The 23538-nt window shown below is 55.8% G+C and carries 20 protein-coding genes; 8 read left to right on the top strand and 12 right to left on the bottom strand.

From position 1 onward, the window contains the following. Positions 1-116 precede the first annotated feature (116 nt). Positions 117-1400, bottom strand: a complete 1284-nt coding sequence (gene eno / locus WDN46_13035; GenBank protein ID MEJ0094318.1) for a phosphopyruvate hydratase — start codon at positions 1398-1400, stop codon at positions 117-119. 333 nt (positions 1401-1733) lie between these two features. Between eno and WDN46_13030 the strand changes: the two genes are divergently transcribed. Then, positions 1734-2489 carry a transglycosylase SLT domain-containing protein gene (locus tag WDN46_13030; GenBank protein ID MEJ0094317.1) on the top strand — a complete coding sequence of 252 codons (756 nt, stop codon included), beginning with the start codon at positions 1734-1736 and terminating at the stop codon, positions 2487-2489. A gap of 139 nt (positions 2490-2628) precedes the next feature. After that, positions 2629-3090 carry a preQ(1) synthase gene (gene queF / locus WDN46_13025; protein MEJ0094316.1) on the top strand — a complete coding sequence of 154 codons (462 nt, stop codon included), beginning with the start codon at positions 2629-2631 and terminating at the stop codon, positions 3088-3090. 13 nt (positions 3091-3103) lie between these two features. Here queF and WDN46_13020 read toward each other — a convergent pair whose 3' ends face one another. From WDN46_13020 to tpiA, 4 genes are all read right to left on the bottom strand, one after another. Next, the gene (locus WDN46_13020; GenBank protein ID MEJ0094315.1) at positions 3104-4147 is read right to left on the bottom strand and encodes an aldo/keto reductase; all 1044 of its coding nucleotides are present in this window, start codon (positions 4145-4147) and stop codon (positions 3104-3106) included. A gap of 106 nt (positions 4148-4253) precedes the next feature. After that, positions 4254-5882: a CTP synthase gene (locus tag WDN46_13015; protein ID MEJ0094314.1), complete on the bottom strand. Its 1629-nt coding sequence runs from the start codon at positions 5880-5882 to the stop codon at positions 4254-4256. A 210-nt stretch (positions 5883-6092) separates the two neighbouring features. After that, the gene (secG, locus tag WDN46_13010) at positions 6093-6491 is read right to left on the bottom strand and encodes a preprotein translocase subunit SecG (GenBank protein MEJ0094313.1); all 399 of its coding nucleotides are present in this window, start codon (positions 6489-6491) and stop codon (positions 6093-6095) included. Positions 6492-6710: 219 nt separating this feature from the next. Beyond that, complete coding sequence (gene tpiA, locus WDN46_13005) at positions 6711-7502, bottom strand: triose-phosphate isomerase (protein ID MEJ0094312.1); 792 nt, start codon at positions 7500-7502, stop codon at positions 6711-6713. 138 nt (positions 7503-7640) lie between these two features. Between tpiA and WDN46_13000 the strand changes: the two genes are divergently transcribed. Further along, positions 7641-9542: a SurA N-terminal domain-containing protein gene (locus WDN46_13000; protein MEJ0094311.1), complete on the top strand. Its 1902-nt coding sequence runs from the start codon at positions 7641-7643 to the stop codon at positions 9540-9542. A 10-nt stretch (positions 9543-9552) separates the two neighbouring features. After that, positions 9553-11070 (top strand): anthranilate synthase component I, encoded by a 1518-nt coding sequence (gene trpE / locus WDN46_12995; protein MEJ0094310.1) that lies wholly within the window; start codon positions 9553-9555, stop codon positions 11068-11070. A 2-nt stretch (positions 11071-11072) separates the two neighbouring features. Here the strand turns inward: trpE and WDN46_12990 are convergent, their stop codons facing one another. The 3 genes from WDN46_12990 to WDN46_12980 all read right to left on the bottom strand — a co-directional run bounded on the left by WDN46_12990 (position 11073) and on the right by WDN46_12980 (position 13409). Next, positions 11073-11636 carry a hypothetical protein gene (locus tag WDN46_12990; GenBank protein MEJ0094309.1) on the bottom strand — a complete coding sequence of 188 codons (564 nt, stop codon included), beginning with the start codon at positions 11634-11636 and terminating at the stop codon, positions 11073-11075. 67 nt (positions 11637-11703) lie between these two features. Continuing rightward, positions 11704-12495 (bottom strand): calcineurin-like phosphoesterase C-terminal domain-containing protein, encoded by a 792-nt coding sequence (locus WDN46_12985; protein MEJ0094308.1) that lies wholly within the window; start codon positions 12493-12495, stop codon positions 11704-11706. Next, the gene (locus WDN46_12980; protein ID MEJ0094307.1) at positions 12465-13409 is read right to left on the bottom strand and encodes a metallophosphoesterase N-terminal domain-containing protein; all 945 of its coding nucleotides are present in this window, start codon (positions 13407-13409) and stop codon (positions 12465-12467) included. Before WDN46_12980 ends, WDN46_12985 begins: the two co-directional genes overlap by 31 nt. 1126 nt (positions 13410-14535) lie before the next feature. On the opposite strand from WDN46_12980, the gene WDN46_12975 reads away from it, so the two are divergent. The 3 genes from WDN46_12975 to WDN46_12965 all read left to right on the top strand — a co-directional run bounded on the left by WDN46_12975 (position 14536) and on the right by WDN46_12965 (position 18224). Next, positions 14536-14787 (top strand): hypothetical protein, encoded by a 252-nt coding sequence (locus tag WDN46_12975; protein MEJ0094306.1) that lies wholly within the window; start codon positions 14536-14538, stop codon positions 14785-14787. Between the two features lie 11 nt (positions 14788-14798). Beyond that, a complete protein-coding gene (locus tag WDN46_12970) occupies positions 14799-15422 on the top strand; it encodes a hypothetical protein (protein MEJ0094305.1) in 624 nt (207 codons plus the stop codon). A gap of 363 nt (positions 15423-15785) precedes the next feature. After that, entirely contained in the window at positions 15786-18224 is a 2439-nt protein-coding gene (locus tag WDN46_12965; GenBank protein MEJ0094304.1) for a DNA polymerase, read from the top strand. A gap of 498 nt (positions 18225-18722) precedes the next feature. Here the strand turns inward: WDN46_12965 and cas1 are convergent, their stop codons facing one another. Genes cas1 through WDN46_12950 form a run of 3 tightly spaced genes read right to left on the bottom strand, consistent with a single transcriptional unit; the run spans position 18723 to position 21101 of the window. Further along, a complete protein-coding gene (gene cas1, locus WDN46_12960; protein MEJ0094303.1) occupies positions 18723-20000 on the bottom strand; it encodes a CRISPR-associated endonuclease Cas1 in 1278 nt (425 codons plus the stop codon). Further along, on the bottom strand, positions 19990-20892 hold the full coding sequence (locus WDN46_12955; GenBank protein MEJ0094302.1) for a hypothetical protein: 903 nt from the start codon (positions 20890-20892) through the stop codon (positions 19990-19992). Before WDN46_12955 ends, cas1 begins: the two co-directional genes overlap by 11 nt. A 53-nt stretch (positions 20893-20945) precedes the next feature. Next, positions 20946-21101 (bottom strand): hypothetical protein, encoded by a 156-nt coding sequence (locus tag WDN46_12950; GenBank protein MEJ0094301.1) that lies wholly within the window; start codon positions 21099-21101, stop codon positions 20946-20948. A 967-nt stretch (positions 21102-22068) separates the two neighbouring features. Here WDN46_12950 and WDN46_12945 point away from each other — a divergent pair. Then, positions 22069-22896, top strand: coding sequence for a hypothetical protein (locus WDN46_12945; protein MEJ0094300.1), 828 nt, complete (start codon positions 22069-22071; stop codon positions 22894-22896). An 11-nt stretch (positions 22897-22907) separates the two neighbouring features. Here WDN46_12945 and WDN46_12940 read toward each other — a convergent pair whose 3' ends face one another. Further along, on the bottom strand, positions 22908-23390 hold the full coding sequence (locus WDN46_12940; protein ID MEJ0094299.1) for a hypothetical protein: 483 nt from the start codon (positions 23388-23390) through the stop codon (positions 22908-22910). Between the last annotated feature and the right edge of the window lie 148 nt (positions 23391-23538).

Here is a 23538-nt window from a genome sequence, read left to right as displayed (position 1 = left end):
TCGCCCGTTCGCGGCAATATTAGGGTCCATTGGCCTTCACTAAGGTTAACGAAATGCCGATTGGTTTCGGGCGTTATCAAAGTACGCCTGCGATCAGGGCGCAAAAAGGGACGCCCTTAAGCCCTTCCCTTCAACGCGCCGCGGCCTGCGTAGCGCGCTTGCGAGCCGAGTTCTTCCTCGATGCGGATCAGCTGATTATATTTCGCAACCCGATCCGACCGCGCAAGAGATCCGGTCTTGATCTGCCCGCAATTGGTGGCGACGGCGAGATCCGCAATGGTTGAATCTTCCGTTTCGCCGGAGCGATGCGACATCACCGCCGTATAGCCGGCGCGCTGAGCCAGATCGACGGCGGCGAGGGTTTCGCTGAGCGTGCCGATCTGATTGACCTTGACCAGGATCGAATTCGCGATGCCTTTGCTGATGCCTTCGCCGAGCCGCTCGACATTCGTCACGAAAATATCATCGCCGACGAGTTGCGTTTTGGCCCCGATGAGGTCCGTCAGAATCTTCCAGCCCGACCAATCGTCTTCGGACATGCCGTCCTCGATAGTGGCGATCGGGTAGCTCGAGGCCAATTTGGCGAGGTAACGCGCCTGCTCATCCGGCGAGCGAGTAATGCCCTCGCCGGAATAGACATAGGCGCCGTCTTTGAAGAATTCGGTCGCCGCGCAGTCAAGACCCAGAACGATATCCCGGCCTGTTTTGAAACCGGCGGTCTCGATCGCCTTCACGACGAAATCAAGCGCAGCCTCGGCGGAGGGCAAATTGGGGGCAAAGCCGCCTTCATCGCCAACGTTGGTATTATGGCCAGCCTGTTTCAGGGCGCTTTTGAGAACATGGAAGACCTCAGAACCCCAGCGCACCGCTTCCCTCAAGGATGAGGCGCCGACCGGCATGATCATGAATTCCTGAAAATCGATCGGATTGTCGGCGTGCGCGCCGCCATTGATGATGTTCATCATCGGCACCGGAAGCACATGCGCCTGGACGCCGCCGACATAGCGATAAAGCGGCAGGCCTGAAGCATCGGCCGCCGCCTTGGCCACGGCGAGGGAAACGCCCAAAATCGCGTTGGCGCCGAGCTTGGATTTGTTCGGCGTCCCGTCGAGGTCGATCATGGTCGCGTCGATCTTGCCCTGATCTTCCGCCTCAAACCCGCTCAGAGCCTCGAAAATATCGCGATTGACGCTCTCGACCGCTTTCAACACGCCTTTGCCGCCAAAACGCGCCTTATCGCCGTCGCGCAATTCGACGGCCTCATGCGCTCCGGTCGAGGCGCCCGAGGGAACAGCGGCGCGTCCCATGGAGCCATCTTCCAAGGTGACATCGACTTCGACGGTCGGATTGCCGCGACTGTCCAGGATTTCACGTGCGGCAATGTCGATGATCGCGGTCATGGAGGCTCCTATTGCGATTGGGGCGAATGATTTAGGCTTTTACGACTATGCACCCGAGGAAAAAAGCCCTTATCAGGCACGGTTTGAACGATAAAAACGAATAATGCGGACAATTGACGCTAAAAGGACGTATGTGGACAATCATCCAATTCCGAACCTTGATGGTGCTTTCTATAGAGTTTCCCGTAAGCTTGGCCAAGGGCAGTTGTGGGAATTCCGTTTGAGCTAGCGCTCCGACAATTCCTGTTAAGCCTTTCGACGTTATTATCGCCGAGCTCGTAACGAGAGGGTCAAGTGTCCGCTGGCAAAACTGCTTTTGCGTCAGTAGGCGTTTTGTGCGCGGTTTTGGCGGGGGAAGCCTATGCGGGCGCCCCTCTCCCCCTCGAAAATCCGCCGCTGCCAATCGCGAGGCCGCCGAATCTTTCCGGACAAGCCCAAGACCAGGCTGAACGCGCCGAATCACCCAAAGAAACGCCCGCCATACGGGCCGCCGATCTAATGAGTGAGGCAAGCTGGCCCGCGCGGCAAAACTACCGCATTTTATTGCGACTCGAAGCCGCAAAAGCGGGTCTTCCCCTCGATATAGCCGATGCCGTCACGGCGATCGAAAGCGGCTATGATCCGGCCGCCATAGGCGGAGTCGGCGAGATCGGCTTGATGCAGGTGCGGCCCGAAACGGCTGCGATGATGGGATTTAAGGGCAATCTCTCCGAATTGGCCAAGCCCGAGGTCAATATTCACTATGGCGTGTCTTATTTGGCGGAGGCTTGGCGTCTCGCCAACGGCGATCTCTGCCGCGCCTTGATGAAATATCGCGCCGGTCATGGCGAAGAGGAAATGACGGCGCTTTCGGTCTCCTATTGCGGCCGGGCTCGTGCGCATCTCGCCGCCATCGGCTCGCCCTTTGCGGCGGGCGTCACGGTTCCCATGGTCTTCGATATTATCACGCCTCGCGCCCATGCTCTGAGGCGAGCGCCGCGCATTCGCACGGCGGCGGTGAGCCGGGCTTTCTGGGCCACGCAGGAGGCAAGGGTAAAGGCGATCTCGGCAAGAATTGAAGCCAAATGGCGAAAAATGGCCTCGCGCTGATCTCAGCGCCCGTCGCCTGATCTTGCAGTTGCAGTTTGCCCTCGCCGAGCCTACAGCCCCTCCAGGCGTTGTGGCGCCATCTGACGCGGCGTCGAGGCTTTTGGGCCGAGCCGCGATTGTTATTTTCTGGAGGCTTCGCATGGTCAAAATGCACACAGGGACCAGCCTGCTCGGCGCCAGCGCGGCTGCGCCCCAATCGCCCGACGAGGCGACCTTGGAACGGGTGCGAAATCCGCATGAGGGGGAAGCCTATATCGCCCGCTTCACCGCCCCGGAATTCACTTCGATCTGTCCAGTCACCGGCCAACCCGATTTCGCGGTGCTTGTGATCGACTATTTGCCGGGGTCATGGCTCATCGAATCGAAATCGCTCAAGCTCTATTTGAACTCGTTTCGCAATCATGGCGCTTTTCACGAGGATTGCACCGTACGGATCGGCAAGGATCTCGTCGCCGCGCTCGAGCCGCGCTGGTTCAGGATTGGCGGCTATTGGTATCCGCGCGGCGGCATTCCGATCGATGTGTTTTGGGCGCATGGAGAGCTGCCGCCCGGAACCTGGGTTCCTGATCAGGGAGTTCCGCCCTATCGCGGGCGCGGCTGACCTACAGCTTTACTTACGGCGCGAGATTGCCGTGAAGGTGGTGAATGGCGTCGATCCGTTTTTCAAGGTCCGGCGCAATCTTCACCTCGATTGAATCAATGTCGCTCTTCAATTGCTCGAGCGTCGTCGCGCCAATGATGTTTGAGGTGACGAAGGGCCGCGTCGTCACGAAAGCCAAAGCCAGCTGCACCAGATCGAGGCCGAACTCCTTGGCTAATGCCGAATATGTATCGATCGCCTCCTCAACGCCCGGCTTTTCATAACGCTGACCACGCTCAAAGAGAGTCGTCCTAGCCCCCGCCGGACGCGCGCCGCGCTGATATTTGCCGGTGAGATAGCCTTGCCCCAACGGCGAATAGGCAAGCAGCCCGACCTGTTCGCGCAATGCGATTTCGGCAAGGCCGATTTCGAAAGTGCGGTTCAAGAGATTATAGGCGTTTTGAATCGAAGCGACGCGCGGGCCTTTGCCGGCTTCGGCCGCATTGACGAAGCGCATGGTTCCCCACGAGGTCTCGTTGGAGAGGCCGACATGGCGCACCTTGCCGGCCTTCACGAGGTCGCCGAGAATTTCGACGATCTCCTCGATTGAGTTTTCAGGACCCTTCGGCAAGTCGCGAAACGTGGTGGTCTGATCAACGAACAAGGCCATCGGGCGATCGGGCCAGTGCAATTGATAGAGATCGATATGATCGGTCTGCAGCCGCTGGAGCGAGCCCTCGATGGCCGCGGTTATGTGTTTGCGATTGAGCTCAGTTGGCCCTCCGCGCAGCCAGTTCATCTGACTGCGCCCGACGACCTTCGACGCGAGAATCACTTTGTCCCGGTTCTTGCGCGCCTTGAACCATGTTCCGATTATGCGCTCCGTCGAGCCTTGGGTTTCTGCGCGCGGAGGGATCGCATAGGCTTCCGCCGTATCAAAAAAATTGATCCCTCGGTTCAGCGCATAGTCCATCTGCGCGTGGCCTTCGGCTTCGGTGTTCTGCTGGCCCCAGGTCATGGTTCCGAGGCAGAGCGCCGAAACAAGCAGGTCAGTTTGGCCAAGACGGCGCAATTCCATGTATGGCTCCGATCGTCTGAAGAATTTCTATTGTACGAACAAGCTAGCGCTTTGGACTTTCGCGCTCAAGCGAGGCGCCGCAAGTTGATCCCCGTTTGCACGGCGATCAGACCAGCCGCGATTGTTCGAGCGCGGCGGCGATGAAACTCGCAAACAGCGGATGGGGATCGAAGGGGCGCGATTTGAGCTCCGGGTGAAATTGGACGCCGATGAACCAGGGATGGTCTTTGAGTTCGATGGTCTCGGGCAAAAGCCCATCCGGGGAAAGGCCGGCGAAGATCAGGCCCTTTTCGGCGAGCTTTTCCCGATAGGCCGTATTGACCTCAAAGCGATGCCGGTGCCGCTCCGAAATCTCGGTTGCGCCATAGATGCCCGCAATTTTGGAGCCGGGGGCCAGCACCGCGCGGTAGGCGCCAAGGCGCATCGTCCCGCCAAGATCGCCCTCGGCGGCGCGGATTTCCAATTCATTGCCGCGCATCCATTCGGTCATCAGCCCCACGACGGGCTCGCGCGTCGGACCAAATTCAGTGGAGTTTGCGTCAGTCACGCCGGCCAATGACCGCGCGGCTTCGATCACCGCCATCTGCATGCCGAAACAGATTCCGAAATAGGGCACTTTGCGTTGGCGCGCGAATCGCGCCGCAAGGATTTTCCCCTCGGCTCCGCGGTGGCCGAAGCCGCCCGGAACGAGAATTCCGTGCACATGGCCAAGGTAAGTGGCGGGATCGTCGCTTTCGAAGATTTCTGACTCGATCCAATCGATCCGCACCTTGACGCCGTTGGCGATGCCGCCATGGGTCAAAGCCTCGATCAGCGACTTATAGGCATCCTTCAGTCCGGTATATTTGCCGACGATCGCAATCGTCACTTCGCCTTCGGGGTTATGAACCCGCTCCATCACCGCATTCCAGCGGCTAAGATCAGGTTTTGGCGCGGGCTCGATGCCGAACGCCGCGAGAACCTCCTGGTCGAGCCCGGCCGCATGATAGGCGCGCGGGGCGTCATAGATCGAGGCGACATCCCGCGCTTCGATCACGGCGCTTTCGCGGACATTGCAGAAAAGGCCCAGCTTGCGGCGCTCCTCGCGCGGAATTTCGCGATCGGTCCGGCAAAGCAGAATGTGCGGCTGAATGCCGATCGAACGCAATTCCTTGACGGAATGCTGGGTCGGCTTGGTCTTGAGTTCGCCCGCGCTGGCGATAAAAGGCAACAGCGTCAGATGGATGTAGATCGCATGCGAACGGGGCAAATCATTGCCAAGCTGACGAATCGCCTCGAAAAAAGGAAGGCCCTCGATATCGCCGACCGTGCCGCCGATTTCGACCAAAACGAAGTCGACGCCCTCATTGCCCTGGAGAATAAAATCCTTGATGGCGTTGGTGACGTGCGGAATGACCTGGACGGTGGCGCCGAGATAATCGCCGCGCCGCTCTTTGGCGATGATTTCCTGATAGATCCGACCGGTCGTGACGTTATCGTCGCGCGAGGCGGGGCGCCCGGTGAAGCGCTCGTAATGGCCAAGGTCGAGATCGGTTTCGGCGCCGTCGTCGGTGACGAAGACTTCGCCGTGCTGATAAGGGCTCATCGTTCCCGGATCAATGTTCAGATACGGGTCGAGCTTACGCAACCGGACGGTGTAGCCGCGCGCCTTCAGCAGGGCTCCAAGCGCCGCTGAAGCGAGCCCTTTGCCAAGCGATGACACCACGCCGCCGGTGATGAAGATGTACCGCGCCATGGGCCTCAATTTTTATCTGGTTTCCACTGGGTTGGAGGAGCGATTGAGGCTCCCCCGGTTTCCATCCACAGCTAATTAGCGCCACGTGCGGCGCCCGCAAATTAGGCAATGCGCGAGCCGGCTCGGTCCGCCAAGCTGAAATGTCTCAATTCATTCGCAAATTTTCCGCTGCGGAACCGGCCTCGGCCTCGCCTCGAAATGAAGTCGCTTCTAATTCGGCGCGGGGGCGACTGGCGCCTCTGAAGGCGCGGGCTGAGCCGGAGCCGGGCGCGCATCTTCCATCTTCTTCAGCTGGTCAAGCAACAAATTGCCGCCGGTCCCCTGCCCCGCCGGAGCGGGGCCATTTGTTTTCGCTGGCGCGACGCTTTGCAAAATCGATGCAGGCGCCTGATTCCACTTGGCGAGAATGGTCATGCCAAGGCTCGTTGCGAAAAACAGCGCAGCCAAAATAGCCGTCGCGCGCGTCAAGACATTGGCCTGTCCGCGTCCGGTCATGAAGCCGCCGCCGCCGCCAACGCCGAGCGCGCCGCCTTCCGAGCGTTGCAAAAGCACGGTCACGACAAGCGCAACCACGATCATGAGGTGAATGACGATCAACACCGACTGCATAAACAGAATCTCTCTAGCTTCTGGCCCGTTTCGAAATACCTTCGCCCTTACATATAATGCAAAAGGGAGAACGCAATCCGATCTCGGAGCGCAAGGGCATCGGCTGCGGCGTCGCAACTAAAACACGAGCCGCGCGAAAAATGAGGCGCTCCGAAACGGGTTCTTACACCGCGCGAAGCCTTGAGGGCTAGTGAATAAAGCGGAAAAACCGGTTTTTCTCTATCGCACGCTGCCGCTCTCGCGGAAAACGCCCGCAATCGCCATGAAATCAGCGGCCGTCAGGCTGGCTCCTCCCACGAGAGCGCCATCGACGTCATCAATGGCCATCAATTCGGCCGCATTCTTGGGTTTGACCGACCCCCCATAAAGAATCCGTATTTTGTCGCCTTGCCCGGAGAGATCCGCGTTGGCGCGCTCCCGAATGAAGCGATGCATCTCTGCGATCTCCTCGCCGGTCGGCGTCAAGCCGCTGCCGATCGCCCATATCGGCTCATAGGCGATGACGATGCGCCCGGGAGGCGCATTTTCCGGTATCGAACCCGCCATTTGCGCCCCGATTACGGGCAAAGCGTCGCGAGCGTCCCGTTCGGCTTTAGTTTCGCCGACGCAAATGATCGCGGACAACCCCGCCCGCAAGGCGCCTTTGGCTTTGGCGCGTATGAGTTCATTCGTCTCGCCATAAGCGGCGCGGCGCTCCGAATGGCCGAGAATCACATACGCCCCGCCTGCATCCTTCAGCATCTCGGGGGAAATGTCGCCGGTGTAGGGGCCGTTCTCCTCGGCGCGGCAATCCTGACCGCCGAGCGCGACCGGCGAGTTTTCGCAGATTGCGGCGGCGGCCATGAGCAAAGTCGCCGGCAAGCAGATTGCGATCTCCGCCCTGCCCGCGCCGCCTTTGGCCGCGGCCGCACAAATCTTTTTCGCTTCGTCGAGGTCTTTGCGCAGACCGTTCATCTTCCAGTTTCCGGCGATGAGCGGGCGCGGTCGGAGCTGGCCTTGTCTGTCTGCCATCGAAATGTTTCCGATTTTGGCTGCTGCCCATGCGTTGCATGCGCGCGCGGCCCTTCTTATAGTCCCCCGAATTTATAAACGCCCGGCCCTAGCTTGGCCACAACCCTGAAGAGAGATAGGCCAGATATGTTGGAAGCCATGCGCGCCGCAACACAAGGCTGGATCGGCCGCACCATCATGGCGATCGTGATGGGTCTGATCATCATGAGCTTTGCAATCTGGGGCATCGGCGATATTTTTCGCGGCTTCGGCGCCAACAAACTGGCGCAAGTCGGGAGCGCGGAAATCACGACCGACGCCTTCCGCAATGCCTATCAGAACGAGCTCCAGCGGTTGCAGCAACGGGCAAAGCGCAGCATCTCCAGCGAAGAGGCGCGGCGGTTCGGTCTCGATCGGCAAGTTCTTTCTCGCCTAGTCAATGAGGCGGCGCTCGATCAACAGGCGCAGGCGCTCGGCCTCGCCATCAGCGATCAGCAGATCGCCAAGTTGATCAGCGCCGATCCGTCGTTCCACGGCGCCACGGGTCAATTCGATCAAACCCGGTTTGAAGAGCTGCTGCGCGACAATGGCCTCACCGAAAAAGCATATGTAAGCGACCAGCGCGGCGTCTATTTGCGGCATGAAATCACCGATGCGATGATCCAAGGCGTCGATTTACCGAAGGCGATGCTGGAGGCCATTCATCGCTTTCAATCGGAGACCCGCAGCATCGATTATTTTGTCTTGCCTGCCTCCAGCGCAGGAGACATTGCGCCGCCGCCCCAGGAGCAGCTGCAGAAATACTTCGATGATCGCAAACAAATTTACGCGACGCCCGAATATCGCAGTCTCGTGACTTTATCTTTGACGCCAGCGACGATCGCCAAGCCCGATGACGTCTCCGACGCGGACGCCCAGAAGCGCTACGACGAAGTCAAGACGCAACGTTTCGGGACGCCGGAAAAGCGAGCCGTCGAGCAGATCTTTTTTAACGATGAGGCGAAAGCCAGAGAGGCCCGCGCAAAACTCGATGCCGGCGCGACCTTCGACGATCTTCTAAAAGCCTCGAATTTGACGCCGCAGGACGCCAGTCTCGGAACCGTGACGCGCGAGGGGCTGGTCGACAAGAATGTCGCCGACGCCGCCTTTTCGCTGCCCGAAGGGGGCGTCAGCGAGCCGGTCAAGGCTAGCTTCGGCACGATGCTCGTCCGCGTCACCAAGATCGAGCCGTCGAGCGTGAAGCCGTTTTCCGAAGTCGAAGCGGACCTCAAGCGCGAGATCGCGCTTCAGCGCGCGAAAGACGAAGTGACGCGGCTGCACGATGCGATCGAGGATCAGCGCGCGTCCGGCAAGTCCCTGACCGAAGCGGCGGCAAGCGTCGGTCTCGATGCGCGGCAGATCGCCGCGGTAGACGCGGCCGGCAAGGACCCGCAAGGGGCGCCGATCGCCGATCTGACCAACGCTCCGGCTTTGCTGAAGGCGGCATTCGCCTCCGATATCGGAGTGGACAATGACACGCTGAAACTGCCCGAAGGCGGCTATCAGTGGTTTGAAGTCACGAAAATCGACAAGGCGCGTCAAAAGACCTTCGATGAGGCGCGGCCCGAAGTCGAAAAAGCCTGGCGCGATGATGAGACCGCGAGGCTTTTGTCGGCCAAGAGCATGGACGCAACAAAGCGCCTCGATGCTGGCGAATCAATTGCCGCCATCGCCGCGGCCGAAGGCAATGTCGAGATCAAGCACGCCAGCGCCGTCAAACGGACCGGCTCCAAGGATCTGCCGAGCAACGCCATCGCCCAGGTCTTCAATGTCGGCCCGCGCGGCGTTGGCTCGGCGCGAATGGACGATGGCGGCCGTCTGATTTTTCAGGTCATCGACGCGGTGACGCCACCCGTAGACTTCTCCGACCCGAGCCTTGCGGCGATAGGGGGCGAGATCAAAAACGGTTATGCCGACGATCTTCTCGCGCAATATCTGACCAAGCTCGAAACCGATCTCGGGGTGAAACTTAATATGCAGGCTTTCTCCGCCGCCGCTGGCGCCGCGCCCGATGCATATTAAGACAGACCCGATGAACGGGAATGCTTTCGAGATTTCCGCGCGGAACTACGAGGCGGGCAAGACCGGCCTTGTCTCGACCCGCCTTATCGCCGATCTCGAAACGCCGGTATCAGCATTTCTGAAACTGTCCGCGGGCCGAAAGGGCCGCATATTTCTGCTCGAGTCGGTCGAAGGCGGCGCGGCGCGAGGCCGCTACTCGATGATCGGCCTCGACCCCGACATTCTCTGGCGCGCCCAGGGCGACAAGGCGGAAATCAATCGCCGCGCGCTTTCTGATCCGCATGATTTTTCTCCCTGCGCGGAGGCCCCGCTGAAATCGCTGCGCGCGCTGATCGCCGAGTCGCGGATTGAGATGCCGGAAGACTTGCCGCCAATGGCTGCGGGCGTCTTCGGCTATCTCGGCTATGATATGGCGCGCCAGATGGAGCGTCTCGACGCTCCGAAGCCCGATCCCATCGGCGTCCCGGACGCCATGATGCTGCGCCCGACGGTGATGGTCGTTTTTGACGCGGTCAAAGAGGAAATTTTCGTCGTGACGCCGTTGCGCCCGACGCAGGGCGCGCCCTTCGCCGATGCCTATGATCGCGCGATGGAGCGGATTGAAGCAATCACGGCGACGCTCGAAGGACCGCTGGCGCGAGAAGCGCTTGCCGCCGATCCTTATCTGGCGGCGATCCCGCCGCGCTCCAATACGGAGGAAATGCGCTTCCACGAGATGGTCGAGCGCGCCAAGGAATATATTCGCGCCGGCGATATTTTTCAGGTGGTATTGTCTCAGCGTTTTTCGGCGCCCTTCGCCCTGCCCGCTTTTTCGCTCTATCGCGCGTTGCGGCGGGTCAATCCTTCGCCGTTTCTTTGCTATCTCGACTTCGGGCCGTTCCAGATCGTCTGCTCGAGCCCTGAAATTCTGGTTCGCGTCCGCGATGGAAAAGTCACCATCCGGCCGATCGCGGGCACGCGCTGGCGCGGCAAGACGAAGGCCGAGGATGATGCCTTGGCGTCGGACCTCCTTGCCGATGAAAAGGAATGCGCCGAGCATTTGATGCTGCTCGATCTTGGCCGCAATGACGTCGGCCGCGTTGCGAAGATCGGCTCGGTGGAGGTGACGGAGAAATTCGCCATCGAGCGCTACAGCCATGTCATGCACATCGTCTCGAACGTCGAAGGCAGCCTTGATCTGGAGCATGACGTCATCGATGCGCTATGCGCCGGCTTTCCCGCCGGCACGGTCTCCGGCGCGCCAAAAGTCCGGGCGATGGAGATCATCGACGAACTCGAGGCCGATAAGCGCGGCGTCTATGGCGGCTGCATCGGCTATTTCGGCGCTTCGGGCGAGATGGACACATGCATCATCTTGCGCACGTCGATCGTCAAGGACGGAGTCATGCATGTCCAGGCCGGGGCTGGAATCGTCTATGATAGCGTTCCCGCCTACGAGCAGCGCGAATGCGTCAACAAGGCGCAAGCTTTGTTTCGCGCCGCCGAGGAAGCGGTGCGCTTCGCAACCAGCGTCAAGCGGGGCCAATGAAGTTATTCGCGCCGGGGATATTTTTCAGTTTTTGCCGAACTTAAAGTTCCATTATTATCCTTATCCAATTGGTATAAAATTCTGTCAATTATCTGAAAGTCTAAATTTTTAGAAATTGATAGTTTTATTACTTTTTCGAGATAGGCGAAGTATGTATCAATTTTTTTAATTATTGGCGTCGTCGAATGTAGTGGATAAGGCACGCAAAATATCGCTCTATATGCGCGGCGATCAATTATCTGAAAAGCTTGCGGGTTTCTGAATCGAAGAAGGGTCGACGCCATTGGAAGATCGATGCCTGAATGATCCATTAACTGTTCAAGGGGCAGACGAGCTTCGCGATGAGCCCCCAGAGGTAAGTTTTTTAGAGCATTTAGTGATTTTAAAGCGCCTTCAGACAGCCGCGCGTATCTGTTGATCTTCCACAGGACGATTTCATTTACTATATTTTGATCAAATTTATCATTGTAAATAGTATCAAGTTGTTTAGTCAAATTTGTTTGATATTTATAATGCCCCATCACTCCAAGTAATTCATCTCGGTCAAAATTTTCTGCGCATTTCATTGACAACTCCAAATAATCTAATCGAATTCTCTTTCTATCCCCGCTGCACGCAGTCGACCAATCCACGTTACCCCGTCACCTCCAAGACGAGATGGTCATAATGGTTGCGGCCATATTCATCGACAACATGCACGTTGATGCTGTAGGCGCCTGACTCGAGATCGGCCGGCAGGCGCGCGGTCCAGATATGCGAGGACGGTTCGGGCTTCACCCAGGGCTTGATCGTCGCAGCATTGCGGCCATAGACCTCCTCGATAAACGGGTCGGTTCGCCTTTCAAGCTTCATGGGTCTGGCCTCGCCATTGCCAATGCGAAAATCGACTTTGGTTTTTGGCCCGCCATCGAAGAAATTCACGACGAGAGTCGTGGCGCCGACGCTCTCTTTCGGCAGCGGCGAACCGAGCAATTGTCCCATTCGAAAATCGCGAAAGATCTCCTTTTCGCGATGGAATTCGGCGTCGAGGCTCAATCGAATCTGGCGCCCGTTCGGTTCGTTCGCCGGGACAAACCGCGTAGCGTAATGAGTTCCATCGATCGAGAGGATATGGAATCCATTCGGACTGCCGTCGCGACTGTCGGCTGTCGCTATGCCGCGCCGGTCGGCGGGTCCGCTCCACCATGAGCCGGACACCGCCGTCAGTACATGATGATGATGCGGCGCGAGGCCATCGCGCGTGAGATAATGATGTTCCGTCGTATGGGTGTGGCCGGCGAAACTGACGGCCGGCCGATCGCCGAGCAGCGCAAGAAGAGCAGCCGCATCGCTGGTGTTCTGCGCCGGGTCCTTGTCGAGATAGGTCTCCAGCGGAATATGCATGACGATGACGATCAGCCGGTCGGCGGGGGTCTGTTGCAGCACGTTGGCGACGAAAGCGAGCTGCCGCTCGCCAATGCGTCCCCGATACGCGCCTTGCTATGGAGTTTGGCCGGATCCCCGCCGAGATAATCGACATTGTCCAGCATCAGGAACAGGGCCTTCCCATATTCGAACGCATAATAATTTGCGCCGAAAATACGCTTGAACGTTTCGCGGCTATAGCGGGCGTCAGGCGCTTCAAAATTCAAGTCATGGTTGCCGCCGATATTCCACCAAGGCAGACCGATCTGCGCGATGATCTTATTATAGCGATCATAAAATGAGAGATCGTCGAACATCAGGTCGCCCGCGGTAAGTCCGAAGGCGGCTTTGACGCCGATCAGACCGTTGACGACATCGTCGCGGATGAAATCGACTTCGGCCTGGCTTTCAGGCTGCGGATCGGTGAACAGCACGACATCGAAGCTTGCCGGCTCTTCCGTCTTGATAAGCCCGAAATCGACGGACTCAGGCAAAGGGCCGGTCGGCGAAAGGCCGGGATAGAGCAGACCCAGTTCAACAGGCGTTCCGTCCGGCTGATAGATATAGGAAAAACGCGGCAGCCGCGTCACCGGCTCGAGCGGAACCGCATAGCCGGCAGGCTTGATTACGAAGACCGCCATCCCATTTTCGATGGGGAGGCTGTAGCGCCCGTCCGGCCCGGTGCGCGCGACATCGCGTCCATTCGAGACGAGAACGCCGCCAATCCCCGCATCGCCCGCAGGCCTCTGGACCAGCCCCAGCGATGTCTCGAAAACAATGCCTTTGACGATCTCCGAGCCTTTATTATGCGGCTGTTCCTGCGCCGCCAGATCCCCAATCGGCGCGCCTGTCGCCGCAAGCGTAGCGGTGAGGGCCGTTGCCTTTATAAGGTCGCGACGTGACAAATTGGGGGGCGTCGTCTCCGCATCCTTCATATTCATCGGTTCCCTTTTGTCCAAAACTGCACCCTTCTCCGCTTTTTGCTTGCGGGGGGATATGGGGGGGTACAGGGGTCCATATTTTGTACGTCCCCCTATCACGCCCACGCTCTCGCGCCTGCTTATCTCTATCTTCGATAAGCACGCAAGCGATCGTTACAAGGTGGACGACATTCGGACTTTCAGAACGTTCTTACTGTACGAAACGTGGGAGCTTAACGAACCTAGCGGATCATTGTAAGCAGCGATCATTAGCGAACATAAGTAATGATAGCGATCTTTCATGATAATAGTAATCGTACTGATCATAGTGACCACAAGCGAACATAGCGAACGTAATGAGTTAAGCGGAGTTGTGTCGGAAGCAGAGTTGCTGGCGTAAGGACTTAGAGACGGAAGCATTATAGCGTCGCAACAAATGTCTTATACTGGCCAAAGAGGCAGCCAGATCCATTGTTATTTACGATGGTCATCTGACAAACCATCGTTACGGTAGATCATGATCGCGTAGGCGCGCAGATGCTCCGACGTAGTGCGTTGACTTTGCTGCGGTTTGTCCCTGACGGCCTGAGCGAGGCGTGCGATCACGGAAATGTGATTTGCGCCGTCCTTGACATTTCCATCAAAAAGTAACGCGGCCGGTATTGTAAATAGCCTCAGCATATGTGCAAGATGTTACAGACGGTGCTCCAACATGCTGAGAGGAAATTATGGCAAAGACGCAACGACCGGTCATGACGCATTTCCCCTTCGAGATTGATGATGCTGTAAGAGCCATGGCCCAACGCGAAGGTATCTCCCTCTCTGCGATGGTGCGCGACCTAGTGCTATCGGCTTTGAAACAGCGGAGGAAATGTCCAGACTTCAAACCCGTTGCGTCAGTAGGTCGACCGCTCGGATATAGTCCTGGCCCGAGAAAATCCCAACTTGAACAAGACCATATTGATCTCTCGGACGACACCGCGGCCGAAGACAAAGCTGCATAAACAAATAAGCCGCCGGATTACTCTCCGACGGCTTATTAATTTCGCTAGATGCTGCGTACCCGGCCAAGGCGTATGCAGCATCCGATTTAGAAATTGAGAACATCAGATAGGGCGATCAGATGCCAAACAAGAATATAATGCGATTTGCAGGCGGGCGCAAGCATAAAAGGGCGCAATACCCATATGCCGATCTCGATTTTGAGACCAACATAGTCTCAATGCTGGAGCTGCATGGATGGCTTAACAAGTGCAATCAATCCATTCGGACCCTACGCGCGAGAGGCGTCGATATTCGACAATTAAAAATTCGCGGTAGCTTTGCTCATGACGCCGCAGCCGCAACGCGTCGTGCATTTCCTGATCTGAATATCATTTGCATTGACGGCTGAGGGGTCGAGCAATGGCGCGGAACCCCTTTTCAGATTGGATCAATAGACTCGGCTCGGGCGCTAGATCGCTCTTCCGCAGTTTCACTTCGTCCGGCCGGTCGGAAAACCGCGCCCGCAAGCTTACGAAGATACATGCTTCGGCCTCGCCCGCTGAATATCGAAAGCTTTCACCGAGCGAACTCGAAAAGGCTGGGCTATCAAGGACGTCGAAACGCTATGTCCTTACGTCCACAACCCGCGTCACGGCAAAGACACCAACGGTCTCTGAGAAATTCGTTCGCGGCAAGCGCGCTGTCGACGAAGTGGGAACGCCGCTTAGGGGTTCAGAGGCTCCGACACGCCTTGCTGCTGGACAGCGGCCCTACAAGACCGCTGCTTCCGAGACGCAAGCCGAACGCCTTAAGGAGACCAATGCCGCGTTGCGTAGGGCGCGCACCACAGAGACTGTCCATGACAGCCTTGGACGCGCCTACCATCCCTCCGAGATAATGAAAGACCGCTACAGAAACCTTCGCAGGCGCAAGTTATCCGGCGAATGGATCGAAAACGACGAATGGTTTGGGATGATAAATATCGCCGAGGAAATCCACGATCCGGCCTTGGCGCAGCTGCGGCAATCGCCGTCCGTCACTTAGAAAGCGCCCTTCAGGATAACTATAATGTCGCCGAACCTAGACATGTCGGTCAATTGGAATGATGACGCCGAGCACGGATCGAATTCGTGCGATCCCTTTCTTGCCTATCGCTTTAACAATGGACTGCCTATTCGCGGCTGCCCGCACATTAGTGATTTCCGAAAGAAGGCATCTCGTCGCGCATATAAGAAAGGGGTGACGGGAAAAGCGTGCGAATTGAGATTTCGCGAAACGCGTCGCGAACCCGAGCGCGCCCGCGTTCAAGCATGGCGTGTACAAAATCCCGCTAAAGTTCAAGCCCAAAAGGAACGCAAATGGGATAAATCCTATCATCGCCCCTTCGTCGCGATCGACGCTGAAGGCATGGATTATTCTGGCGCTGACATTGAGCAAAACGAAGTCAGTTATCCCAAACACCGAACGTTTCTTTGGGGTGCTAAAGGTTGGGCGCGCGATATCGAGCGTAAATTAAGACCCGACGAAATTGCGGCCGGAAATGGTTTGAAGGGAAAGGAGTTGCAGGCCTGCTGGCTCGGCGACTCCAGCAAGCGCGCTTTGTCGTCCCGTGAAATTCTTGAGTGGTTGTTAGAGCTGCCCAAGATCTTTGGTGACGTTAATTTCGTCATGTTTTCTTTCGGCTATGACATGACGCAAATTCTACTCGGTCTCCCTAGAGAGACAGCATGGGAAATTCTAAAACAAGAGACGTTCCCTAATGAGAACGGCCAGAAGGGTCGAAAGGTGCGGACGCATACTTTCTACGGACCGTTCGGAATTAAATATATCAAGGGAAAGTCATTCACGCTCGGTCGGCTGCGCGATCCCGAAAGACCTTTCAAGGTAAGCGCCAAAGGCGACCGAGTGCCCGATTATATAACCTCAATTACAATTCATGATGCCTTTGGTTTCTATTCCTCGCGTTTTGCTGACGTCGTTAAAAGTCTGGTCAAACCTGGCTACGCCACGCAGCAAGATTATGAAATTATCGAAACGAATAAGGCGCGGCGTCATGAGTTCAAGACAGTGGATTTCGACCGAGTGCAGAACTACTGCGAACTTGAATTGATTTATCTGTCTAAGGCGCTGACTGTCCTTCGCGACGGTTTCGATAAAATGGATATTCGCCTTAAGGATTGGATGGGCGCAGGATCGGCCGCCGGCGCATTGATCAAGAAGCGCCAATTGCGCAAGGATCATTTTTCTACTGAAACTACGTGGGCGAACAATCCAAAGGACGGTAGCAGCCGCCTCGAGCTTTCCGACATCAAGAAGACGGATATTTCCCCCCAACAGGACGCGGCGCATCATGCCTTCATTGGCGGACGGATCGAATTGCTGAAGCAGGGTTATGCGCCGGATCAAGAATTGTTCGGCTATGACATTGTATCGGCCTATCCAAGCGCCATGCTCGAATTGCCGTCTATGCGATACGGGAAATGGACTCGGCGGAAATCTTTAATCACAAATAAAAAAGACCCACGTCGTTCGATTGACGTTTATCGGGAAGAAATCTGTCGCGGCAATGTCCTGAATATGTACCGAGTTTCGTGGCGTTTCCCTCCGTTCAAAATGGAGCGCGGTTATTATGACGGCTGTGCCCCAAAATTGATGCGACCGTTCGATGGCCGGCGTCAGACATATCCGTTCTTTCCGCTACCGTATAGGAAAGCGGATGGCGCTATTTTATTTCCGTCAGAAGGCAAAGCGTGGGTCATGCGCGATGACGCCATTGCGGCGTTGAAGTGGATTGAAGCATTTGGCTTGCAAAGCCAGGAATATCTTTTTCTCGTGAACGAAGCCTGGGAATTTAACCCGCCAACCTATGCCAAAGGACACGAGCACGAAGGCCTTCCGTTCGCCTTCGTGAATGAATTGTTTGAAATGCGCAAAAAGATAAAGGCAGAGAATGAGCGGACGCAGATTTACGACATCACGGAACTAGCGATTAAGCTTTGCATCAATTCGATCTACGGCAAATTCGCACAGAAAATTGGAGGGTCCGAATTCGATCCGCCAAACACCGTTTGCCCCTATTATGCGGCCGCGATCACGGCCGCATGCCGCCGGCGCGTCTGCGAGGCCGCATTGCTCGATCCCGAGGCCATCGTCATGTTCGCTACAGACGGTATTGTTTCGACACGTCCCTTAAATGGACTTGCGCCCATTGGCAAAAGCTTGGGCGATTGGGAAACCAAATCCGTCAAGGGCGGAATATTCCTGCAATCCGGTTATTATAGCTATATCGACGACGAAGGAAAAAAGACCAAGCTCCGCGGATCGCGAAAGACACATATCGTCATGCCGGGAACCGACATTTCGATGCATGACTTTTTGATTGAAAAGGTGCTGACGGCATGGGGCGAACCGAAGCGAATTGAGGAATTTATAGATCTCAACGCATTTCCAAGCGTCGATATCGAGCAGAATACATATATTACGGCTGGCTCCGCGGTCGTCTCGCTGGGACGCTGGCGCGTCGCCGGCCGATGGGCGAAATTGAAACGCCGGTCGCACGTTCATTCGATCGGCGTCAAGCGCGTGCTCGATTTTACCGCGCCGGAACTCTATTGGACGACCTATGACGAAAATGGAAAGGTGCGTCTCGCCGAGCGGTGCTATTCGCTAGTGCGAACCATTCCGAGATCGAACGCCATACCCAAAGGCCAATTTCAAATTCCATTGTCCGCACCAAATAAGCCCGAATGGCTTTCCGATGTAGACGGAGAAGGTGAAGAACGCCGCGAGAGCGCCGAAGGCATTGAAGGATTGCGGGAAATGGCTGACTTGATGGAAGGAATTTAGAATTGGCAGTTTATGCAGCTTGCATCGGCTCGGAATTCAAGACACGTAACGACCCCCAATAAAAGAAAATCGAAAATAAAGAAACCCAGCCCGGGAGCCGAGTTTCTAATTGAAAATGAAGACCCTGACACTCCGTTGCGCCTGCTATTTTTGGTTTGCACTGTTCTCGAAATAGGGGGGCTAAGCGTGCGTTGACGCAACGATCAACCGCCATCGAATAGGCGCTAGATTTGGATGCTGATGATGATTTTGCGGGGGTAATGGGTGACTTCTTGTTGAAGTCGCCTCGTGCCCGCAAGCTTCGCAGCGATAGATGCCCGAAAACGGCGCGGACGTTGCCGGGTGTAGAAGCTGGTCAAACGGTTCGGCGGTAATCTGCTTTAAATATTGAGCATATTTATATTCGGCCATGTGAAATCCTTCCCTTCTGAAACGAAGAAAGGATACCTGATTCGTTGCTGGTTATGTATGAATTCAATGCGCGTGCGTAAACGGGGCTCAAAACATTTTCGCAATTGTCATGACATTGCGTTCGACCTCGTGAAATGAAATAGCCGCCAGCACGCGCGCCGCTATCTCTCTCGCTAGCCTATTCGATAGGCGCACAATGCCACCCTCAAATTCCGCGAAATCGGCGCGCTCGAATTTCCTTAATCGGGCGAATTCGAACAGGACGTCGTCAATGCGCGCTCGCAATAATTCCAGCACGTCATAGGCGAATGACACCCTACCGCGTTTGTCTGTATGCAAGAACCCATAGACCGGATCGAGGCCGTGGCCGCAAATGGCTCGCACGGTTTGGGCGAGCATGACGGCGTAGGCATAATTGAGCATCGCATTCATTGGACTGCGCGCGCTCCGCGTCGAAAAAACAACCTTGTCTTGGCGTGGAGTTTGCCGAACGACCTGGACAGGTTTTAATTTGCGCGCGTTATTCCTTGTCCTGAAGGTCCGCCAGCTTTCGGGAACCTTATCGCGAAACGCCAATTCGAAGGCTCCGACCTCTGCTCTGCTCGCTCGGCTCCGTGCGCGCCAATAGATTAAACTCGTCGACGCCTCTATGGAAATAACGTCCGCCAAATTAGAAGCCTTTGAAAGCGTCATAAGCGCTTCGCGTTCATCAGTCGGATCAAGCCGATAGGACTTTATTTTTAGGGCAACGATCGATCTCGCAATCTTTATTGCCGAAGCAGTGAATTGCTTGCGGCGCATGGCGAGCGGGTTTTTGCCGTGATTGAGCGTCGCTTCGGTCGAAAAGAGGGAAAAGCCTTCGCCGGACTTTGCGGCGATCAACAAGCCAATGCGCCCGGCTTCCAACCATCGGATGGCGTCGGTCGTGACAGACGCCGACGCGGCGACGATGATAGTCTTGATGACGTGTTCATGCGGCCAAAACAGCCGTTCGCTTCCATCCCTAAAACGGACGCACAAGTTCCCCTGGCGGGCTTGCAGCGCAACGCCAGAGTCATCGAGAAACATTAAACCGGATGTGATCGAGATCGGTGCGGCGGCTGTTTTATGCTGCGTAGCAGACCGGCGAGACCATAAATCAGGCTTGCCGGCAGATCTCCAAAGCGCCAGTCGCCGATAGAAATGTTTCAGGCTAACGGGCTTATCGGCGATCGCGCAATGCTCGACCCAGAGATTGACGAGGCTTTTGCCGGCGACGTGCTCGCGTTCGACGCGAGAGAAGTCCGCGTCGCGCGCAGCCTTCACGAACGTCGAAGGTTGGGGGGGTGGCGTGCCGTGCGAAGCAATCACAGTTTCATGTAGCAACCAAATTGATCCAAGTTAGAGTGACGGTCTCAATTACCCCATAGCCATCTTCTCGAATTGCAAACTCAAAGCTAGGATTATAGGGGAAAACCACTCCATGAGACCTAAACGCGTCTTCGAGTTGTTCGGGATGGCTCTTGAAGCGTTCCTCGAATATCTCAAGGGTGCGCAACATTTTAGAGGTTTCACGCGCGGCCGCTAGCGTGGTTCCTGCAGCCGACATAAAGCCTATCGGCATAAAGACCTTCCCGCCAAACTCGAATGCCGCATTGTAATGGTTGCGCCGCAATCTTGCTCGCTGATCCTCCGTGATTTTGTTTTCACAACGAAGAACTCCCTTCACTTCATGAATGACGCCCGCGTCTGGCCATTCGGCAGCCAGTACTTCAAGGATGTGATCGCGGGTCCAGTCGTGATGGCCCATCAGGTCAATCAGGTAGGCGGTCGTCGGCTTGAACATCGCAAAAAGAAGAGGCCCGCTTCGCTCAACATATCCATCTGGCTCGACACGCGTCGAAATGTGCAGGTGATGAACGCCCCAGTCATTGAGCATCAGGTCGAGATCGCGTCGGCGACCTTTTTTCCCAGGAACCTGAACGGGTATCTCTATATCTCGACTTAGATATTTCCTCAGGTTACAACCGGCCTGGATCTCGGCAATAATCTGATCGACGTCTGATTTCTGCTGGGCAACGATCGGATTTTGCTCGAATGCTCGCGATTTGCGAAGCTCTCGCGGTTGTGGACTGACGTGCCTATTTATCCAATTGTGATAGAGAATAAACAACTTGTGCACGTCGAGGCCGTTCAAGTAAGTTACCAGATCCGCATCGCTGCGATCGTATGGCATCTCTCTCAGCACCCACTTACGCGCGCTTTCTTTCAACTTCACGTATTGCCGCCTTCCCTCGTGAAATGGCGTGTAAAGCAATATTGCCCGGTCATTTAAACATTGATCCGCGATCGGCTTGCTGCGACCTTGAGCCCTCGTGCAAATTGAAAATGTGCGTTTGTCCCTTTGCGGTAGGGAATATCATCCTCGCCACTGATCTTGCCGTAGGACGCTAGACCCTCTTCGAACGCTTTTTCGCCAGCGGTCATCCGCGATCTCCGTAGGCCCGATGCTGCCGCGGCTTCGCGCCGGCGCGCAGCCAGCTTTTTGAAAAATGTGGCGAGGCCAATGACAACCATAACGAGGCCGAGCGCGAGCTGCCACCTTGCTTCGCGGCCGGGGTCGCTATGAAGCCATGTTGACAACCAAATGCCGCCTGCGAAGAGGAATAGCACAATGTTATTTAGAGCGTGGTTGAAGGCGCGGAAGGGGTTGAACATTAGCGCACCTCCGCACGATGGCGTCGAGCGATGCGATGAATGAAAGCATGTTCGTGAATTAGCGCCAGAGCAATCTTTTCGAGCGCGGTCTCGTTGAAAAATCCGAGACCCTCGCGAGCTATTAATTGCCGGATGGTGTAAGTTGCGCTTTGGCTGTGAACGCCTCCAAAGGCATTGATTACAGTTCGGGCCTTGTCGGCGCGAGATATGCTTGCAATTCGCGGCTGAGAGACGGATATGCTAACCATTGGTCGAACTCCATTTCGTAGATGGTTTTCGGCAAGTCGTGAGGCCTGATGTGTTGCAAGCACGTCGGGCCTCGCGCACGAGTCTGAGAGGAAAAGCTCCCTATGTCAAACTATCCTTGTCGCACTTTGGCAACGCGTTCACTCGCACAACGCCAACAAGATCTTTCCCGACGCTCGCCCCACTATTCCGCAGGGCCTTTGCTGCAATTGGTTTCCGAACCGGCAGATGCAGTGTCATCGCTTAAGACACTAGAGCAATTACAATATGCAGAATGCCGCTGGCCGTGCGGCGATACTGAGGATGGCCAGCAGTTATTTTGCGCGGATCCCACAATTCAGACTAAGCATTCCAGCTATTGCGCGGCGCACTATGCGATTGGCGTCAGACGGCGGAATTGAATTTCGCTTTGAAGGCTGCATCATAAGTCCCGCCCGACTCACTCGCGTCAAGGTCGCGGCGCGGCGGCGAAAGAAGGCGGGGAAAAGTATTGTCAGGAAAGACCAACAATGAAATCGAAGTCTTTATTCTCATAGTATTATTCTTCCTCATTGTCTTCGCGCTGGACAAAAGGGACAAGCGCTCATCGCTATTTAGCTATAATCGCCATGACGTAAATGAAAATAAGTCGAAAACGGGCAACGATGTAAACAGTGATCCCAAATGGGAAATCGAAGACAATGATAAGTGGACAAAACAAAACTTAATCGCTCTCTGGGGTCTAATTCTCGCCTCGGGGGCGTTGTTTTTCTCTTTTCTTGGCTATTTAGGCCTTCAAAATACCCTCAAAGAGACGCGGCGTCAGGCCGATCTCGCAAGCAACCAGCTAAAACTAACATTCCCAGCAAAATTGAAACTAACAAATATCGAAATTTACAATGGTACGCGAGAGAACAATACTACGCATTTTGTCCCCGGCCAAAATTTCAATTTGGACGCCTACTTTGTTAACGTCGGCCGCCAAAGTTTAGTCACTAAGTATGAGATCTGCCTCGCCTACTGGACTGCCGCCGACCTGCCGTCGGTTCGGCCTTGGACCGTTGGCAATCACCCATGCGACGATCCAGTGTCGTATGAAAAGCCTCATTGGTATCTAGGGGAAGGGGCACCCGGCTCTGTACTTTTAATAAGATACAACGTTCAGGTGCCAAAAAATTATACCCGTGATATGAGCTTCTACTTCATGGGGGCAATAACGTACAAAGATGATGTTTCGGACAACCTTTTCGTCACGTTTGCGAGACGCTTCGATGTTAGCAAAGGTCGTTTCATTTCAATAGATGATCCGAACTACGAAATCTCTTATCCCGAAGACTGAAGAAAGCCCGATCATTTCATTTTGAATAATTTAATTACCTTACAAGGCGTCGGCGATCGGCCAATTTCTTTAAGTTCGATTTCTCTGAGGAGTGTGTTAAAGGACTTCAGCTCTCTAATGTCGGGCTGGTGGCCGTCGCATTTTTCGACAATTGGCTTTGCGAAAGCGGCCATGCGCTTCACTACCGCGATGTTCCGCCGATGTGCCCGAAGATTGTTCGATGGCATCACGCCTTCGCCGGATGGCAACTTATGCGAGAATTTCGATATCTTCACGCCATCGCGAGTATATGATTGAACGACCTTGCCGCCGATCGGCTTTCCCGTGCTCAGCAGTTTACACGTCTTAAGCTCAAGCCTTCGAGGAAGAGGCGGCCCCAAGAAATCAAGCAACTCTTCCACGCGCAAACGGAGTTCGCCCCGGAGATTTTCCTGAACATCCTCCTGATTGCGGTCGCCAGCTTTATCCGACGTTGAATTTGTCGAAGGGTTCATGACCACACTCCGATACCGCTCGCGCTGGCGTACGAACCCGACGCGGGGAATTGTATCCCGAGTAGAGCTTGCGATGTCCCGCCGACCAGCGCAGCGGACTGCCCAGCCGGCGCATTGACGATAGTGGGAAGGCTTGCCGACGCAGCTG

Source organism: Methylocella sp. (assembly GCA_037200525.1).
In the GTDB taxonomy this organism is placed as follows: domain Bacteria; phylum Pseudomonadota; class Alphaproteobacteria; order Rhizobiales; family Beijerinckiaceae; genus Methylocapsa.
This window is presented reverse-complemented; position numbering and strand designations above follow the sequence as displayed.

Excerpts from the sequence above, each read along its gene's own strand:
- eno (MEJ0094318.1), bottom strand. The coding sequence starts at position 1,400 with ATGACCGCGATCATCGACATTGCCGCACGTGAAATCCTGGACAGTCGC.
- queF (MEJ0094316.1), top strand. The coding sequence starts at position 2,629 with ATGGTCAAAATGCACACAGGGACCAGCCTGCTCGGCGCCAGCGCGGCT.
- WDN46_13020 (MEJ0094315.1), bottom strand. The coding sequence starts at position 4,147 with ATGGAATTGCGCCGTCTTGGCCAAACTGACCTGCTTGTTTCGGCGCTC.
- WDN46_13015 (MEJ0094314.1), bottom strand. The coding sequence starts at position 5,882 with ATGGCGCGGTACATCTTCATCACCGGCGGCGTGGTGTCATCGCTTGGC.
- secG (MEJ0094313.1), bottom strand. The coding sequence starts at position 6,491 with ATGCAGTCGGTGTTGATCGTCATTCACCTCATGATCGTGGTTGCGCTT.
- tpiA (MEJ0094312.1), bottom strand. The coding sequence starts at position 7,502 with ATGGCAGACAGACAAGGCCAGCTCCGACCGCGCCCGCTCATCGCCGGA.
- WDN46_13000 (MEJ0094311.1), top strand. The coding sequence starts at position 7,641 with ATGCGCGCCGCAACACAAGGCTGGATCGGCCGCACCATCATGGCGATC.
- trpE (MEJ0094310.1), top strand. The coding sequence starts at position 9,553 with ATGAACGGGAATGCTTTCGAGATTTCCGCGCGGAACTACGAGGCGGGC.
- WDN46_12990 (MEJ0094309.1), bottom strand. The coding sequence starts at position 11,636 with ATGAAATGCGCAGAAAATTTTGACCGAGATGAATTACTTGGAGTGATG.
- WDN46_12980 (MEJ0094307.1), bottom strand. The coding sequence starts at position 13,409 with ATGAAGGATGCGGAGACGACGCCCCCCAATTTGTCACGTCGCGACCTT.
- WDN46_12975 (MEJ0094306.1), top strand. The coding sequence starts at position 14,536 with ATGCGATTTGCAGGCGGGCGCAAGCATAAAAGGGCGCAATACCCATAT.
- WDN46_12970 (MEJ0094305.1), top strand. The coding sequence starts at position 14,799 with ATGGCGCGGAACCCCTTTTCAGATTGGATCAATAGACTCGGCTCGGGC.
- WDN46_12965 (MEJ0094304.1), top strand. The coding sequence starts at position 15,786 with ATGGATTATTCTGGCGCTGACATTGAGCAAAACGAAGTCAGTTATCCC.
- WDN46_12950 (MEJ0094301.1), bottom strand. The coding sequence starts at position 21,101 with ATGACCGCTGGCGAAAAAGCGTTCGAAGAGGGTCTAGCGTCCTACGGC.
- WDN46_12940 (MEJ0094299.1), bottom strand. The coding sequence starts at position 23,390 with ATGAACCCTTCGACAAATTCAACGTCGGATAAAGCTGGCGACCGCAAT.